12 protein-coding genes and 1 rRNA gene are annotated in these 16,218 nt (G+C 64.0%); 9 read left to right on the forward strand and 4 right to left on the reverse strand.

The window, feature by feature from the left end; translation table 11 throughout:
• Nucleotides 1-50 precede the first annotated feature (50 nt).
• The gene (locus ACR80S_RS03270) at nucleotides 51-863 is read right to left on the reverse strand and encodes an SIMPL domain-containing protein (RefSeq protein ID WP_435402558.1); all 813 of its coding nucleotides are present in this window, start codon (nucleotides 861-863) and stop codon (nucleotides 51-53) included.
• Nucleotides 864-1,026: 163 nt separating this feature from the next.
• On the opposite strand from ACR80S_RS03270, the gene ACR80S_RS03275 reads away from it, so the two are divergent.
• Nucleotides 1,027-2,166, forward strand: a complete 1,140-nt coding sequence (locus tag ACR80S_RS03275; RefSeq protein ID WP_435400869.1) for an AI-2E family transporter — start codon at nucleotides 1,027-1,029, stop codon at nucleotides 2,164-2,166.
• A 62-nt stretch (nucleotides 2,167-2,228) separates the two neighbouring features.
• Here the strand turns inward: ACR80S_RS03275 and trxA are convergent, their stop codons facing one another.
• The gene (trxA, locus tag ACR80S_RS03280) at nucleotides 2,229-2,552 is read right to left on the reverse strand and encodes a thioredoxin (RefSeq protein ID WP_290908652.1); all 324 of its coding nucleotides are present in this window, start codon (nucleotides 2,550-2,552) and stop codon (nucleotides 2,229-2,231) included.
• A 230-nt stretch (nucleotides 2,553-2,782) separates the two neighbouring features.
• Here trxA and cysB point away from each other — a divergent pair, with 230 nt between their 5' ends.
• Nucleotides 2,783-3,754 carry an HTH-type transcriptional regulator CysB gene (cysB, locus tag ACR80S_RS03285; protein WP_435400870.1) on the forward strand — a complete coding sequence of 324 codons (972 nt, stop codon included), beginning with the start codon at nucleotides 2,783-2,785 and terminating at the stop codon, nucleotides 3,752-3,754.
• A gap of 100 nt (nucleotides 3,755-3,854) precedes the next feature.
• On the opposite strand, the gene ACR80S_RS03290 is transcribed toward cysB, so the two are convergent.
• Nucleotides 3,855-4,601: a phosphoadenylyl-sulfate reductase gene (locus ACR80S_RS03290; protein WP_435400871.1), complete on the reverse strand. Its 747-nt coding sequence runs from the start codon at nucleotides 4,599-4,601 to the stop codon at nucleotides 3,855-3,857.
• A 107-nt stretch (nucleotides 4,602-4,708) separates the two neighbouring features.
• Nucleotides 4,709-6,088 carry an aminodeoxychorismate synthase component I gene (pabB, locus tag ACR80S_RS03295; RefSeq protein WP_435402559.1) on the reverse strand — a complete coding sequence of 460 codons (1,380 nt, stop codon included), beginning with the start codon at nucleotides 6,086-6,088 and terminating at the stop codon, nucleotides 4,709-4,711.
• 227 nt (nucleotides 6,089-6,315) lie between these two features.
• On the opposite strand from pabB, the gene ACR80S_RS03300 reads away from it, so the two are divergent.
• The 7 genes from ACR80S_RS03300 to ACR80S_RS03330 form a co-directional block, all read left to right on the forward strand.
• Nucleotides 6,316-7,023 carry a GntR family transcriptional regulator gene (locus tag ACR80S_RS03300; protein WP_435400873.1) on the forward strand — a complete coding sequence of 236 codons (708 nt, stop codon included), beginning with the start codon at nucleotides 6,316-6,318 and terminating at the stop codon, nucleotides 7,021-7,023.
• Nucleotides 7,024-7,074: 51 nt separating this feature from the next.
• Complete coding sequence (gene prpB, locus ACR80S_RS03305) at nucleotides 7,075-7,980, forward strand: methylisocitrate lyase (protein WP_435400874.1); 906 nt, start codon at nucleotides 7,075-7,077, stop codon at nucleotides 7,978-7,980.
• Nucleotides 7,981-8,039: 59 nt separating this feature from the next.
• Nucleotides 8,040-9,167 carry a bifunctional 2-methylcitrate synthase/citrate synthase gene (prpC, locus tag ACR80S_RS03310; protein WP_435400875.1) on the forward strand — a complete coding sequence of 376 codons (1,128 nt, stop codon included), beginning with the start codon at nucleotides 8,040-8,042 and terminating at the stop codon, nucleotides 9,165-9,167.
• Nucleotides 9,168-9,170: 3 nt separating this feature from the next.
• The gene (acnD, locus tag ACR80S_RS03315; RefSeq protein WP_435400876.1) at nucleotides 9,171-11,801 is read left to right on the forward strand and encodes a Fe/S-dependent 2-methylisocitrate dehydratase AcnD; all 2,631 of its coding nucleotides are present in this window, start codon (nucleotides 9,171-9,173) and stop codon (nucleotides 11,799-11,801) included.
• A gap of 100 nt (nucleotides 11,802-11,901) precedes the next feature.
• On the forward strand, nucleotides 11,902-13,092 hold the full coding sequence (gene prpF / locus ACR80S_RS03320; protein WP_435400877.1) for a 2-methylaconitate cis-trans isomerase PrpF: 1,191 nt from the start codon (nucleotides 11,902-11,904) through the stop codon (nucleotides 13,090-13,092).
• A gap of 143 nt (nucleotides 13,093-13,235) precedes the next feature.
• Complete coding sequence (prpD, locus tag ACR80S_RS03325) at nucleotides 13,236-14,717, forward strand: 2-methylcitrate dehydratase (protein WP_435400878.1); 1,482 nt, start codon at nucleotides 13,236-13,238, stop codon at nucleotides 14,715-14,717.
• Between the two features lie 557 nt (nucleotides 14,718-15,274).
• Nucleotides 15,275-16,218 (forward strand): 16S ribosomal RNA (locus ACR80S_RS03330); the annotation flags it as partial.

Genomic DNA, 16,218 nt, shown 5'->3' on the forward strand with positions numbered 1-16,218 from the left:
CCCGATGGGGGTTGTTCGTGTCTGGCCTGACGGAGCACTGCTATTTCAGCTTACGACTCCGGTTCAATCTCCCAACTGACGCTGACCCCGGCGTCGATGGTGATGGTGCCGGGGCGGTATTCCGCCTGGGGCGCGCTTTCACGCATATCGGCACTCATGGCCATCATGCGCGGGGCGTAGACCGGTGAATGGGTCTCGCTGACCGTGATCACCGACCCCAGCGTCACCCCGAGGGTAGAGGCCATCAGCTCGGCCTTGTGGCGCGCCTTCTCCAGCGCCATCACCAGTGCCTCATCGGTGGCGGCGTCGCGGTCGGCGAGGTCGTAGGTCACGCCGTCAAGGGCGTTGACCCCGGCCCCGGTCAGTGCGTCGAGCAACAGTGGCAGGCTTTCCAGATCGGCCACCTTGACCTGGAAGGGACGCTCCAAGCGAGTTCGTACCAGCGTCTCGCGATGACCCTCGATGGTCCTGGCGCCGGGAATATGTTCGGGGTGAACGTTCAGCGAGCCGGCACTGATCGCATCGCGCTCCAGCCCCGCTTCCTCCAGGGTGCGGATCAGCTCGGCGGCACGCTCCTCCAGCCGGTCGCGGGCCTCTCGCAGCGCCGTGGGGTCGCTGCTGTCCTCTTCATCGCGAGCGACGGCCGGGGTGCGTTCCCACAGCCGGGCGCTGAGCGTGGCGCGATTCGGCACCACCGATAGCGTGGCCTCGGCCTGGACGTGGAGCTGGCGCGGCGGCGTGGCCTCGGCCAGCGCCTGGCCGGCCAGCAGGGGAGTGGCGACGAGCAGGCTACCCAGCAGCAATAGCCGGGCGGGGCGAAACAGCGTCATGGTGGCCTCCATGCGGTGATGAGATGGCAGCATGCCACTCCGCTATGAGATAGCCTCGGCGTAAAGGTTCCCAGTGCGGTGCCCAGCCCTGTTTTCGAGATTGTTCTCAAGAGCTGTTTCGAGATCGCTTTCACGATTGTTGCTGGCCCTGTGCGGGGGCATGATGAAGCCTTGCCAGGGAACAAAGGAGCTCGAGATGTCTCAGCATGAACCGGATACTTCGGGCATCATCCCCCTCAATCTCACCCTCGGTCTGGCTGCTCTGGTGGTGATCGTGGCCGGCATGAAGGCCGGCGCCAGCCTGCTGGTGCCGCTGATGCTGGCGGTCTTCATCGCCTTGGTCTTGACTCCCCCCGTACAGTGGCTGAACCGCCTGGGGCTGAGCCTGCGCCTGGCCGTCTGGCTCACCCTGGTGGTAATCGGCGGGCTGCTGTCGCTGCTGGGCCTGCTGCTGACCAACAGCTTCGGGACCTTCACGGAGGCGCTGCCGGGGATCGAGGAGAAGCTCTACGACTACTACCTCGGGTTGTTCGATGGCCTGGCGAGAATGGGACTGGCTATCGATACCGGCCGGCTCGCCGAACTGCTCGATGTGGAACAACTGGGCAGTTCGCTGCCGGGACTGCTCGGGGAACTGGGCAACCTGCTGTTTCAGAGCGTGATGGTAAGCCTGCTGGTGGTCTTCATGCTGTTCGAGACGCTCAACTTTCGCGACAAGATCTATCGAGCACTGCGAAATCCGGCGCCCAGCCTCGAGCGTTTCAACGAGTTCAGCCGGACGCTCAAGCGCTACCTGGCGGTCAAGACCCTGATCAGCCTGGTGACCGGCGTCCTGGTGTGGGTAGCCTGCCTGCTGGTGGGGGTCGACTTCCCTCTGCTGTGGGCCGTGATGGCCTTCGCCCTGAACTTTATTCCCAATATCGGCTCCGCCATCGCCGCCATTCCCCCGGTGATACTGCTGCTGGTATCACCCGGAGGTGGCTTGGTGGATGCCCTGCTGCTCTCGGCGGCCTACCTGGGCATCAACTTTGTGCTCGGTAACATCGTCGAGCCTCGCTGCATGGGACGAGCCCTGGGCCTTTCCACTTTCGTCGCCTTCTTGTCGCTGGTGGTGTGGGGGTGGATCTTCGGCGTTGCAGGGATGCTGCTCTCGGTGCTGCTGACCATGACGCTCAAGATCGCCCTGGATAGCCACCCCCATACTCGCTGGATCGCCCACCTGCTGGGCCCCGGTGACGACCAGCCCCTGGCCGAGGCGGACCGCCCGCTTTCGGAGCGAAATAGCGAGGAGGGGGAAGGGAGCGAGGAGAATGAGGTAGACGCGGGCAGGCACTGAACAACCAAATACGATCGCCCCGGCCGTGGCCGGGGCGATCTGCAGACTGATGCGGCTGACGATCAGGCGTTCTGGTCGATGAACTGCGTCAGCTGTGACTTGGACTGGGCGCCCACCAGGGAGGCGACCTTGGAGCCGGACTTGAACAGCATGACGGTGGGCACACCGCGTACCCCCTGCTCGGCGGCGATCTCAGGGGCATCGTCCACGTTGATGCTGACGACCTTGAGGTTGCCGTTGCGCTCCTCGGCGACCTCGTCGACCACCGGTGCCATCACCTTGCAGGGACCGCACCAGGGGGCCCAGAACTTGAGCAGAACCGGGGTATCGGCCTTGAGGACTTCCTGCTCGAAGTTGGCATTGGTGACATCGACGTTATTGGCCATGGGGTTCTCCAGTTTCGTTGCGCTGCATCGAGCGTGTTCACGGCACGCCTCGGCGTGCCTGGCCGGCTGATGGTAGCGGCCGGCCGCGGCGCTGGCAAATGGCGTCACGATTCGGCTAGGCGAGATGCCACCTTGTTGTATATACTTCAAAGTGATTATAAATAATTCGCTTATCGCTATTTGGTATCGTCAGCGCCCGCGATCGGGTGGCTGTCAGGGAGTTGGTCACCATGAAGCTGCAGCAGCTGCGCTATATCTGGGAAGTCACCCGCCACAACCTCAATGTCTCGGCCACCGCTCAGAGCCTGTTTACCTCCCAGCCAGGGATCTCCAAGCAGATTCGCCTGCTGGAGGATGAACTGGGCGTGGAGATCTTTGCTCGCAGCGGCAAGCACCTGACACGGGTCACACCGGCTGGCCAGGCCATCGTCGAACTGGCCGGCGAAGTGCTGCGACTCACCGAAAATATCAAGGAGGTGGCCCAGGAGTTCAGCGACGAGCGCCGGGGTAGCCTGTCCATCGCTACCACCCATACCCAGGCGCGCTATGCCCTGCCGCCGGTGATTCGCGATTTCACTCGCAAGTATCCCGATGTGGCGCTGCACATGCAGCAGGGCACTCCCAAACAGATCGCCCAGATGGTCAGCGATGGCCAGGCAGACTTCGCCATCGCCACCGAATCCCTGGAGTTGTTCAACGACCTGGTGCTGCTGCCCTGCTATCGCTGGAACCGCTGCATTCTGGTGCCCCGGGGGCATCCCCTGGCTGACGAGACGCAGCTCACCCTGGAGGCCCTGGCCCGCTATCCGCTGGTCACATATGTCTTCGGCTTCACCGGCCGTTCCCAACTCGACGATGCCTTCCGGGCCGGCGGGCTCACGCCGAACGTTGTGCTCACCGCCGCCGACGCCGATGTGATCAAGACCTATGTGCGCCTGGGCATGGGGGTGGGGATCGTCGCGCACATGGCGGTGGATCTCGAACAGGACACCGATCTGCTGGCGCTGGATGCCGGGCACCTGTTCGCGAGTTCCACCACCAAGATCGGCATCCGCCGCGGCACTTTCATGCGCGGCTACATGTATGACTTCCTGCAGGGGTTTGCCTCGCATCTGGAGCGCGAACTGGTGGACGCGGCCCTGGCGGCGGGGCCGCGTCACGAGTCGCCGCTGTTCGAGGGGCTGGAACTGCCGGTGCGCTAGCCGTTTCAGGCTCGCCTCATCGCCCGGGAAGCGTGGTGAAGCCATCAGCGACAAAGGGCGCCCCGCGGGTTGCCCTTTGTCATGCTGGGCCAGGGCCGGTTCAGCGAGGCGTGACTTCCGGGGAGGGGAGATTGGTGGCGTGCAGGCCGCACTCCTTGCCATCCTGATCCTCCCACCACCAGCGCCCCTCGCGCTCGTGCTGGCCGGGCAGGGTAGGGCGGGTGCAGGGTTCGCAGCCGATGCTGATGAAACCTCGCTCGTGGAGCGGGTTGTAGGGCACGTCGAACATGCGGATGTAGGTCCACACCTCCTCGCTTGACCAGTGGGTCAGCGGATTGACCTTGACGAGGGGGCTGGCCTCGCTGCCGAAACCGTGATCGTGCTCCGCGATCTGCAGGCTCGAGCGGGTGCCGGGGCTCTGGTCGCGGCGTTGGCCGGTGACCCACATCGGCAGGCCAGCCAGGCGGCGGCGCAGTGGTGCCACCTTGCGGATGCCGCAGCACTCCTGGTGGCCGTCGCGGAAGAAGCTGAACAGCCCCTTGTGGCGAACCAGCGCCTGCACTGTCTCGGCGTCGGGGAAGCGCAGGTCGATCGTGATGCCGTAATGTTCTCTCACCCGCTCGATGAAGGCATAAGTCTCCGGGTGCAGCCGGCCGGTGTCCAGGGCGAAGACGTTGATGGCCTCCTTCGGCGCCACCTTCAGGGCCAGATCGATCAGCACCACATCCTCGGCGCCGGAGAAGGAGAGTGTCAGTTCGCCGAAGGCCTGGTAGGCGGCCCGCAGGATCTCCTTGGGGGTGTCCTGATCGTGCTCCAGGACGAAACGATTGGGGTCGAAGCTCGCCATGTTGGCCTCCCGTGGGATAATGGCAGATACCCTAGCAAGAGCGTGGCGCCTGGCCCCAATACCGATTTCTTGGGTATCTATGCCTCAGGGGATTAAAAATATTATTTTTATACGTTTTCCGCCGGGTTTGCGACATCACGGGCCAGCGCGTCCATCAGGTGGCGGATCTTGTCCAGGGTCTCCTGATATTCCTCTTCTCCAACAGAATCGGCCACCAGGCCGCCGCCGCCCCACAGGTGCAGGCGGTCACCATCTGCCACGGCGGTGCGGATGGCGATGGAGGTGTCCATTCGACCGCGCACGTCCACGTAGCCCAGGCTGCCGCAATAGGCGCTGCGCCGGCTCGGTTCCAGTTCCTCGATGATCTGCATGGCGCGCACCTTGGGGGCGCCGGTGATGGAGCCACCGGGGAAGGCCGCGGCGAGCAGTTCCAGGGGGCGCCGGCCTGCATCCAGTTTGCCGGTCACCACGCTGACCAGGTGGTGGACGTTGGCATAGCTCTCCAGGCCGCACAGCTGAGGCACGCGCACGCTGCCCGGCTGGCAGACGCGGCCGAGATCGTTGCGCAGCAGGTCAACGATCATCACGTTTTCGGCGCGATCCTTGAGACTGGCGATGAGCTCGTCGGCCAGGTCGCGATCGGCCTCGGCGGTCTCGCCCCGCGGGCGGGTGCCCTTAATGGGGCGTGTCTCCACCTGGCCGTCTTGGCACTCGAGGAAGCGCTCGGGGGAGAGAGAAAGAATCGCCTGCTCGCCCTGGGCACTGGGCCAGGCCATGAAGCCTGAGTAGGGCGTAGGGGTGGCCTCGCGAAGACGACAGTAGGCGCTCCACAGGTCGCCCGCATAGGGGGCGCTGAAGCGCTGGGCCAGGTTGATCTGGTAGCAGTCTCCCGCGCGAATATAGTGCTGCACGGCAGAGAAGCGCTGGAGATAGTCGGCGCGGGAAAGCTCGCCGGCGAAGGGCGCGGTCAGCCGGAAGGCGCCAGGGGCCACCGGCTGCGCTAGCCAGCCGAGCACCTGGCGGCGGCGCTCGTCACTGGCCACCAGCCAGCTCTCGCGGCGTTCGTGGTCCTGGATCAGCGCCCAGTCGTAGAGGCCGACCCGACTCGCCGGGAGCGTCACGGCCGGTTGGGCCAGCTCGCCCACCGGCTCCAACAGCCGTCCCAGATCGTAGCTCCAGTAGCCGATCAGGCCGCCGAGGAAGGGCAGCTCGCTGTCGATAGCCTCCACCTCGAGGCGCTCCAGCAGCGCCTGCTGGGCGGCGAAGGGGGAGAGGCGCGCCACTTCGGGCGTGCCGGCGACATGCCTCTGGTCGTCGATCTCGAGCGTCGTCAGGGGGTCGCTGGAGAGGATGTCGAAGCGCCCGGTGGGCGCGGCCGGCCGCCCGCTGTCGAGCAGCACGGCCCCCGGCCGCCGGCGAAGACGAGCGAAGTGCTCGAGCGGGTGCTCGTGGTAGGGGCAGGGAGTGATATGGAGTCTTGCGCTCATTGCCGGGCCTTGCTGTGACAGGCGGCCCATTCTAGGCGTCTCGCCGGCCCTTGTCCCTGCCCGTTCCCGCCGCAGGACCGCCATGGCCTCCTCGAATTGTCGACAGTCCCTCTGGTGCTAGGTGTGTTGTCTACAACCAAAGGTGAACCTTTAGAGGGTTTTTGCGTATTGACCCCTTTCTGTGGAGTGGCTACTCTCTGTTCATTAAATAATTGTCGACAATCACCATGACCTCAGCACACATTGAAACGTCGATCCCGGAGGTGCGCACCCTGGCGGAGCGTGTCTTCCAGCAGCTCCAGGATGCCATCGTTCGCGGCGAACTGGCCCCGGGCAGCAAGATCACCGAGCCTGGACTCTCCAAGACCTACGGGATCTCCCGTGGCCCGCTGCGCGAGGCGATGCGCCGCCTCGAGGCGCACCGGTTGATCGAGCGAGTGCCCCACGTGGGGGCCCGGGTGGTCAAGCTCTCCATGCCGGAGCTGCTCGAGCTCTTCGATGTGCGCGAGGCGCTGGAGAGCATGGCCGCGCGGCTGGCCGCGGAGCACATGACCGCTGCGGAGATCGCGGGGCTGCGTGAGCTGCTGGCGATGCACGAGCGTCAAGCCGACCTCAAGAAGGGGGAGGCCTACTTCCAGCGCGAGGGTGACCTGGACTTTCACTACCGCATTGTCCAGGGCAGCCACAATCGCATGCTGGTGACCATGCTCTGCGACGACCTCTATTACCTGGTACGGCTCTACCGCACCCAGTTTAGCGCGACCGGCTCACGCCCTCAGCGCGCCTTCGTCGAGCATCACCGCATCGTCGATGCCATCGAGGCCGGCGACGCCGAGTTGTCCGAGCTGCTGATGCGGCGACACGTCAGCGCCTCCCGGGCCAATGTCGTCGATCGCTACGCCGCCACCCTGCGTCAGACAGCCGAACCGACCTGACCCGACCAGAACCTCGATAGCACCTGGCTCGAACACCACAGGAGAGACATCATGACCCAGCAGACCCCCGGCGCCCGTTTCCGTGCCGCCCTTGAGGCCAATCGTCCGCTGCCCATCGTCGGCACCATCAACGCCTACACCGCGATGATGGCCCAGCGCGTCGGCCATCAGGCCATCTACCTCTCTGGGGGCGGCGTGGCCAACGCCTCCTTCGGCCTGCCTGACTTGGGCATGACCACCATGAACGATGTGGTCGAGGACTCGCACCGCATCTGCGGCGCCACCGACCTGCCGCTGCTGGTGGATATCGACACCGGCTGGGGCGGTGCCTTCAACATCGCCCGTACCGTCAAGGAGATGCAGCGCGCCGGCGTGGCCGCCGTGCACATTGAGGACCAGGTCGCCCAGAAACGCTGCGGTCACCGCCCCAACAAGGCCATCGTCTCCCAGCAGGAGATGGCCGACCGCGTCAAGGCCGCCGCCGATGCGCGCATCGATCCGGACTTCTACCTGATCGCCCGTACCGACGCCTTCCAGAAGGATGGGCTGGACGCCGCCATCGAGCGTGCCCAGGCCTGCATCGAGGCCGGTGCCGACGCCATCTTCGCCGAGGCGGTGCACACTCTGGATGACTACCGGGCCTTCTGCGAGCGCGTCGATGCACCGATCCTGGCCAACATCACCGAATTCGGCGCCACCCCGCTGTTCAGTCAGCAGGAGCTGGGCGAGGTGGGCTGCCGCATGGTGCTCTACCCGCTGTCGGCCTTCCGCGCCATGAACGCCGCCGCCCTCAAGGTCTACCAGAGCATCCATGATACCGGCCACCAGCGCGACGTGGTCGAGCTGATGCAGACCCGCGATGAGCTCTACGACTTCCTGAACTATCACAGCTTCGAGCAGAAGCTCGATGCGCTGTTTGCTGAAAATCAGTTCGCCGAGAAGGGCGACGACGCCTGAGACGGGCACCGATATTGTTGAAAAGAACACGACCGACCCGCTAGACGAGGAGAAATAGCATGGCAGATAAGAACCTGAGTGGCGCCGGCCTGCGTGGCCAAAGCGCAGGGACTACCGCCCTGTGCACCGTTGGCCAGACCGGCTCCGGCCTGACCTACCGCGGCCTCGACATCAAGGAGCTGGCCGAGAAGGCGAAGTTCGAGGAGGTCGCCTACCTGCTGCTCAAGGGCAAGCTGCCCAACCAGGCCGAGCTCGATGCCTACATCACCAAGCTCAAGGGCCTGCGTGGCCTGCCGGAGGCGCTCAAGACCGTGCTCGAGCAGATTCCGAAGGACGCCCACCCCATGGATGTGATGCGCACCGGCGCCTCCATGCTGGGCAACCTGGAGACCGAGCATAGCTTCGACGAGCAGCAGGATGCCTCCGACCGCCTGCTGGCGGTGCTGCCCTCGATCATCTGCTACTGGTATCGCTTCAGCCACGATGGCGTGCGCATCGAGACCGAGACCGACGATGACTCCGTGGGTGGCCACTTCTTGCACCTGCTGCGAGGCGCGCCGGCCTCCGAGCTGCATGCCCGGGTCATGAACGTCTCGCTGATTCTCTACGCCGAGCACGAGTTCAACGCCTCGACCTTCACCGCCCGCGTCTGTGCCTCGACCCTCTCCGACATGCACTCCTGCGTGACCGGTGCCATCGGTTCTCTGCGCGGCCCGCTGCACGGCGGTGCCAACGAGGCGGCCATGGACATGATTGAGAACTGGACCTCCGCAGACGAAGCCGAGCGCGAGATCATGGGCATGCTCGAGCGCAAGGACAAGATCATGGGCTTCGGCCACGCGATCTACCGCGAGTCCGACCCGCGCAACGCCATCATCAAGGAGTGGTCCAAGAAGCTGGCCGAGGACGTGGGCGACACCGTCCTCTATTCGGTCTCCGAGCGCGTCGAGGCGGTGATGTGGCGCGAGAAGAAACTGTTCTGCAACGCCGACTTCTTCCACGCCAGCGCCTACCACTTCATGGACATTCCCACCAAGCTGTTCACCCCGATCTTCGTCTGTTCGCGCGTTACCGGTTGGGCGGCCCATGTCTTCGAACAGCGTGCCAACAACCGCATCATTCGCCCGAGTGCCGACTACGTGGGCCCGGAGAAGAGCGAATGGGTGCCGATCGAGCAGCGGGACTGAGCCATGAATACCGATTACCGTAAACCGCTTCCCGGCACCGAGCTGGACTACTTCGACGTGCGTGCGGCCGTCGAGGATATCCAGCCCGGTGCCTACGATACCCTTCCCTACACCTCTCGGGTGCTCGCCGAGCAGCTGGTGCGTCGCTGCGAGCCCGAGTTGCTCACCGATGCGCTCAAGCAGCTGATCGAGCGCCGCCGCGACCTGGATTTTCCCTGGTATCCGGCCCGGGTGGTGTGTCACGACATCCTGGGGCAGACCGCGCTGGTTGACCTTGCCGGCCTGCGCGACGCCATCGCCGAACAGGGTGGCGACCCCGCCAAGGTCAACCCGGTGGTGCCGACCCAGCTGATCGTCGATCACTCCCTGGCCGTGGAGCATGCCGGCTTCGATCCGGATGCTTTCGACAAGAACCGCGCCATCGAGGATCGCCGCAACGAGGATCGCTTCCACTTCATCGAGTGGACCAAGACCGCGTTCGAGAACGTCGACGTGATCCCCGCGGGTAACGGCATCATGCACCAGATCAACCTGGAGAAGATGTCGCCGGTGGTGCAGGTGCGCCCCGATGAGAATGGCAAGTGCGTGGCCTACCCCGACACCTGCGTGGGCACCGACAGCCACACGCCGCACATCGATTGCCTGGGCGTGATCGCCATCGGGGTGGGCGGGCTCGAAGCCGAGACCGTGATGCTGGGTCGCCCCTCCATGATGCGCCTGCCCGATATCGTCGGCGTGGAGCTGACCGGCAAGCCCAAGCCGGGCATCACCGCCACCGATATCGTACTGGCGATCACCGAGTTTTTGCGCAAGGAGCGCGTGGTCGGGGCCTACCTCGAGTTCTTCGGCGAGGGTGCCAAGAGCCTGACCATCGGCGACCGCGCCACCATCTCCAACATGACCCCGGAGTATGGCGCCTCCGCGGCGATGTTCTACATCGATGAGCAGACCCTCGACTATCTCACGCTCACCGGCCGCGAGCCGGAGCAGGTCGCCCTGGTCGAGACCTACGCCAAGCAGACCGGCCTGTGGGCCGACAGCCTGGTCGACGCCCAGTACGAGCGGGTGCTGACCTTCGATCTGTCCAGCGTGGAACGCAACCTGGCCGGGCCCTCCAACCCGCATCGCCGCCTGCCCACCAGCGCCTTGCATGAGCGCGGTATCGCCGTGGACTATGACAAGGCCCAGGCGGAAGAGAAGGCGGGCAAGATGCCCGATGGCGCGGTGATCATCGCCGCCATCACCAGCTGCACCAACACCTCCAACCCGCGCAACGTGGTGGGCGCCGCCCTGTTGGCCAAGAAGGCCAACGAGCTTGGTTTGATTCGCAAGCCTTGGGTGAAATCTTCCTTCGCGCCAGGATCGAAAGTCGCGCGTCTCTATCTGGAGGAGGCTGGCCTGCTGTCCGAACTGGAAAAGCTCGGCTTCGGCATCGTCGCCTACGCCTGCACCACCTGTAACGGCATGTCCGGTGCACTGGACCCCGAGATCCAGCAGGAGATCATCGACCGCGACCTGTACGCCACCGCGGTGCTCTCCGGCAACCGCAACTTCGATGGCCGTATCCACCCCTACGCCAAGCAGGCCTTTTTGGCCTCGCCGGCGCTGGTGGTGGCCTACGCCATCGCCGGTACCGTGCGCTTTGACATCGAAAAGGATGTGCTGGGCACTGACAAGAACGGCAACCCGGTAACACTCAAGGACCTCTGGCCCTCCGACGAGGAAATCGATGCCATCGTCGCCGAGTTCGTCAGGCCGGAGCAGTTCAAGCAGGTCTATATCCCGATGTTCGACCTGGACGCCTTTGAACCGGCCGAGAGTCCGCTCTATGACTGGCGCCCGCAGAGCACCTATATCCGTCGTCCGCCCTACTGGGAAGGCAACATGGCGGAAGTGCGTGCGCTCAAGGGCATGCGGCCGCTGGCGATCCTGCCGGACAACATCACCACCGACCACCTGTCGCCGTCCAACGCCATCATGATGGACAGCGCCGCGGGCGAGTACCTGCACAAGATGGGCCTGCCGGAGGAGGACTTCAATTCCTACGCCACCCACCGTGGAGACCACCTCACCGCCCTGCGGGCCACCCTGGCCAACCCCAAGCTGTTTAACGAGATGGTCCGCGACGAGAACGGCGAGGTGAAGCAGGGCTCGCTGGCGCGCATCGAGCCGGAAGGCGAGGTCACCCGCATGTGGGAGGCCATCGAGACCTACATGGAGCGTGAGCAGCCGCTGATCGTCATTGCCGGGGCCGACTACGGCCAGGGCTCTTCGCGTGATTGGGCCGCCAAGGGCGTGGCGCTGGCCGGGGTCGAGGCGATCGTCGCCGAGGGCTTCGAGCGCATCCACCGGACCAACCTGATTGGCATGGGGGTCATGCCGCTGCAGTTCCAGGAGGGCACCACTCGGCACACCCTGCAGTTGGACGGCACCGAGACCTACGACGTGGAGGGCGCCTCATCGCCGGGCGCGACCCTCGAACTGGTCATCCATCGCAAGACCGGCGAGGTCGATCGCGTGCCGGTGATCTGCCGCTTGGATACCGCCGAGGAGGTCACCGTCTACTCCGCCGGTGGCGTGCTGCAGCGCTTCGCCAAGGACTTTCTTGAGTCCACGGGCGAGGCGGTCGCCTGAGTCGGGCGATAGCCTCACGACGCTGAAATCCCATCGACCCGGCGCCGCAAGGCCCGGGTCGATCTTTCTCCCCTTCGTATCAACCAAGGAAGCGACCTCCATGGCACAAGTTCCCCAGATTCGCATTCCCGCCACCTATATGCGTGGCGGTACCAGCAAGGGCGTCTTCTTCAGGCTCGACGACCTGCCCGAGGCGGCGCGCTCCCCGGGCGAACCCCGCGACCGCCTGCTGATGCGGGTGATCGGTAGCCCCGATCCCTACCAGAAGCAGATTGACGGCATGGGTGGCGCCACCTCCAGCACCAGCAAGACAGTGATCCTCTCCAGAAGCGAAAGTCCCGACCACGACGTGGACTACCTGTTTGGCCAGGTCTCCATCGACAAGGCCTTCGTCGACTGGAGCGGTAACTGCGGTAACCTCTCGGCGGCGGTGGGGCCCTTCGCCATCACCAGTGGCCTGGTGGACGCGGCACGGATTCCTCACAACGGCGTGGTGGATGTGCGTATCTGGCAGGCCAATATCGGCAAGACTATCGTCTGTCAGGTGCCGATCACCGACGGTGAGGTGCAGGAGACTGGCGACTTCGAGCTGGATGGCGTGACCTTTCCCGCCGCCGAGGTGTCGGTGGCCTTCAAGGACCCGGCCGACGGTGAGGGGGCCATCTTCCCTACTGGCAACTTGGTGGACGATCTGGAGGTGCCGGCCGATGTCGTGGCGGGAGGGACTCTCAAGGCGACCATGATCAACGCCGGCATCCCGACCATCTTCGTCAATGCCGCCGATCTGGGCTACACCGGCACCGAGTTGCAGGAAGCGATCAACGGCGACCCCGCGGCATTGGCACGATTCGAGTCCCTGCGTGCCCATGGGGCATTGAAGATGGGGTTGATCCAGTCGCTGGAGGAGGCGGCGAGTCGCCAGCACACGCCCAAGGTGGCCTTCGTGGCACCGCCCAGTGGCTACAGCGCCTCCAGCGGCAAGGACGTCAAAGCCGAGGAGATCGACCTGCTGGTGAGGGCGCTCTCCATGGGCAAGCTGCACCACGCCATGATGGGCACCGCCGCGGTGGCCATCGCCTCCGCCGCGGCCATCGAAGGGACCCTGGTCAACCTGGCCGCCGGTGGCGGCAAGCGCAACGCCGTGACCTTCGGCCACCCCTCAGGCAGCCTGCGGGTGGGTGCCAAGGCAAGCCTGGTGGACCGTCGCTGGATAATCGATCAGGCGGTAATGAGCCGGAGTGCCCGGGTGTTGATGGAAGGCGTCGTGCGCGTCCCGGGCGATAGCTTCTAACGCCTGCGTTGTGCAGGGCTCTGTTGCTATAAAAGGCCCCTCGGGTCTGAACTGACCCCCAATAGTTGGACGGCTCATTCGCAGGACCCCAGGCGTTTCCTATAGTGAATTACAGGGATTCGATGCAGCGATAGGAGGAGACCATGAGCACCGTGGATACCAATGTGCGGCCGGACTATGACCTCGAGCTGCAGAAGATCGCCGATTACGTGATCGGCTACCGGATCGAAAGCGACGAGGCCTGGGACACCGCACGGCTCTGCCTGATGGATACCATGGGTTGCGGCCTGCTGGCGCTGCGCTTTCCGGAGTGCACGAAGCATCTGGGGCCGCTGGTGGAAGGCACCGTGGTGCCCCACGGCGCTCGCGTGCCCGGCACCGCCTATCGCCTGGACCCGGTGAAGGCGGCCTGGGATATCGGCTGCATCGTGCGCTGGCTGGACTACAACGATACCTGGCTGGCGGCGGAATGGGGTCACCCCTCCGACAATCTAGGTGCCATCCTGGCCGTGGCTGATCATCTCTCACAGAAGTACATCGCCGAGGGTGAGGCGCCGCTCACGATGCGTGACGTCCTCGAAGCGATGATCATGGCCCATGAGATCCAGGGCGTGCTGGCGTTGGACAACGCCTTCAATCGGGTTGGTCTCGACCACGTGGTGCTGGTCAAGGTGGCCTCAACCGCAGTGGTGGCCAGGATGCTCGGCGCCGATCGCGAGCAGCTGCTTTCGGCACTTTCACACGCCTGGGTCGACGGCCAGAGCCTGCGCACCTACCGTCATGCCCCCAATGCCGGTTCGCGCAAGAGCTGGGCGGCGGGGGATGCCACCTCCCGGGCGGTGCGTCTGGCCGATATCGCCCTGCGTGACGAAATGGGCATCCCCGGGGCACTCACCGCGCCGCAGTGGGGCTTCTACGACGTGCTGTTCAGTCACACGAACCGCGACCTGGCCATCAAGCCCGAGGAGCAACGCCGCTTCACCTTCCAGCGCGACTTCGGCAGCTACGTGATGGAGAACATCCTTTTCAAGCTCGCCTTCCCGGCCGAGTTCCATGCCCAGACCGCCTGCGAGGCCGCTGTGACGCTGCACCCGCTGGTCAAGGGTCGCCTTGACGAGATCGAGCGCATCGTCATCACCACTCACGAATCGGCGATCCGCATCATCTCCAAGGAGGGCGACCTGGCCAACCCGGCGGACCGCGATCACTGCCTGCAGTACATGGTTGCCGTGCCGCTGATCTTCGGTGAACTGATCGCCGAACACTACGAGGATGACTTCCACGCGACGAACCCAGGTATCGACGAGTTGCGTGGAAGGATGGAAGTGGTAGAGGAGCCTTGTTATACGCGCGACTACCTGGACCCGGACAAGCGCTCCATCGCCAATGCGATCCAGATCTACTTCAGGGATGGGACCACCACGGAGAGGGTGGAGGTCGAGTACCCGATCGGCCATCGCCGCCGCCGGAACGAGGGGGTACCAGTACTCGAGGAGAAGTTCCGCCGTCACCTGGCCACCCGCTTTCCGCAACGGCGCTGCGAGAAGATTCTCGCGCTGTGTCGCGACCAGGCGCAGCTGGAAGCCACGCCTGTCAGCCGCTTCGTTGACCTCTTCGTGATCTGACCCGCTCGTGGCGTGCAACGTGACTGCCGACAGAAACTTGTCCGCGGTCATGGCGGCGCGACGGTAACTGAGCTACATTTTTCTGACGTAGGGGTTGCGTCCCATAAGAGAAAACCGTAAAGTACGCATCCGCTGCCGGCAACGGGCCACGTTGTCAGCGGTGAAGGGTGGTAGAAGTGATTGTTATGAAAGCAAAAATTCTTGACATTCACGGCGGAGTCGGTAGACTACGCCCCACTCGACGCGCGGTCATCGCTGCGACGGCAGGCTGCGGCGGCAAGCAGGACGACAGGCAGTTCATCGCCCACCACCGCTTGACACGCTGACGCGATTGGGTAGAATACGCCTTCCTCGCAGGGCGCTGGCGAGACGGGAGCCGCTCTTTAACAATCGATCAGGTAATTCATGTGGGCGCTTGCCGATGTGTCGGTGACCAGTCACTGAACCATCAAGGCAAGCGACTCGTCAAAGATCTTCGGATCTTATTGAGACACGTTTGACCCTTGAGCCAAGTTTGGTCCGCTTCCTTCATTGAAGGGTAAGGACTATATGATCGTAAACTGAAGAGTTTGATCATGGCTCAGATTGAACGCTGGCGGCAGGCCTAACACATGCAAGTCGAGCGGCAGCACGGGAAGCTTGCTTCCTGGTGGCGAGCGGCGGACGGGTGAGTAATGCATAGGAATCTGCCCGGTAGTGGGGGATAACCTGGGGAAACCCAGGCTAATACCGCATACGTCCTACGGGAGAAAGCGGGGGCTCCGTGTTCTTCGGAATGGGGACCTCGCGCTATCGGATGAGCCTATGCCGGATTAGCTGGTTGGTGAGGTAAAGGCTCACCAAGGCGACGATCCGTAGCTGGTCTGAGAGGATGATCAGCCACATCGGGACTGAGACACGGCCCGAACTCCTACGGGAGGCAGCAGTGGGGAATATTGGACAATGGGCGCAAGCCTGATCCAGCCATGCCGCGTGTGTGAAGAAGGCCTTCGGGTTGTAAAGCACTTTCAGTGGGGAAGAAAGCCTTGGGCCTAATACGCTCGAGGGAGGACATCACCCACAGAAGAAGCACCGGCTAACTCCGTGCCAGCAGCCGCGGTAATACGGAGGGTGCGAGCGTTAATCGGAATTACTGGGCGTAAAGCGCGCGTAGGCGGTCTGATAAGCCGGTTGTGAAAGCCCCGGGCTCAACCTGGGAACGGCATCCGGAACTGTCAGGCTAGAGTGCAGGAGAGGAAGGTAGAATTCCCGGTGTAGCGGTGAAATGCGTAGAGATCGGGAGGAATACCAGTGGCGAAGGCGGCCTTCTGGACTGACACTGACGCTGAGGTGCGAAAGCGTGGGTAGCAAACAGGATTAGATACCCTGGTAGTCCACGCCGTAAACGATGTCGACTAGCCGTTGGGGTCCTTGAGACCTTTGTGGCGCAGTTAACGCGATAAGTCGACCGCCTGGGGAGTACGGCCGCAAGGTTAAAACTCAAATGAATTGACGGGGGCCC

Origin of the sequence: Halomonas salsilacus, from assembly GCF_051216275.1 — a bacterium.
Lineage (GTDB): Bacteria > Pseudomonadota > Gammaproteobacteria > Pseudomonadales > Halomonadaceae > Halomonas.

What these genes read in the sequence shown, in the direction of transcription:
- prpB (WP_435400874.1), top strand. Translation starts at nt 7,075, where the DNA reads ATGACCCAGCAGACCCCCGGCGCCCGTTTCCGTGCCGCCCTTGAGGCC.
- ACR80S_RS03275 (WP_435400869.1), top strand. Translation starts at nt 1,027, where the DNA reads ATGTCTCAGCATGAACCGGATACTTCGGGCATCATCCCCCTCAATCTC.
- prpC (WP_435400875.1), top strand. Translation starts at nt 8,040, where the DNA reads ATGGCAGATAAGAACCTGAGTGGCGCCGGCCTGCGTGGCCAAAGCGCA.
- pabB (WP_435402559.1), bottom strand. Translation starts at nt 6,088, where the DNA reads ATGAGCGCAAGACTCCATATCACTCCCTGCCCCTACCACGAGCACCCG.
- trxA (WP_290908652.1), bottom strand. Translation starts at nt 2,552, where the DNA reads ATGGCCAATAACGTCGATGTCACCAATGCCAACTTCGAGCAGGAAGTC.
- ACR80S_RS03300 (WP_435400873.1), top strand. Translation starts at nt 6,316, where the DNA reads ATGACCTCAGCACACATTGAAACGTCGATCCCGGAGGTGCGCACCCTG.
- acnD (WP_435400876.1), top strand. Translation starts at nt 9,171, where the DNA reads ATGAATACCGATTACCGTAAACCGCTTCCCGGCACCGAGCTGGACTAC.
- prpF (WP_435400877.1), top strand. Translation starts at nt 11,902, where the DNA reads ATGGCACAAGTTCCCCAGATTCGCATTCCCGCCACCTATATGCGTGGC.
- cysB (WP_435400870.1), top strand. Translation starts at nt 2,783, where the DNA reads ATGAAGCTGCAGCAGCTGCGCTATATCTGGGAAGTCACCCGCCACAAC.
- prpD (WP_435400878.1), top strand. Translation starts at nt 13,236, where the DNA reads ATGAGCACCGTGGATACCAATGTGCGGCCGGACTATGACCTCGAGCTG.
- ACR80S_RS03270 (WP_435402558.1), bottom strand. Translation starts at nt 863, where the DNA reads ATGCTGCCATCTCATCACCGCATGGAGGCCACCATGACGCTGTTTCGC.
- ACR80S_RS03290 (WP_435400871.1), bottom strand. Translation starts at nt 4,601, where the DNA reads ATGGCGAGCTTCGACCCCAATCGTTTCGTCCTGGAGCACGATCAGGAC.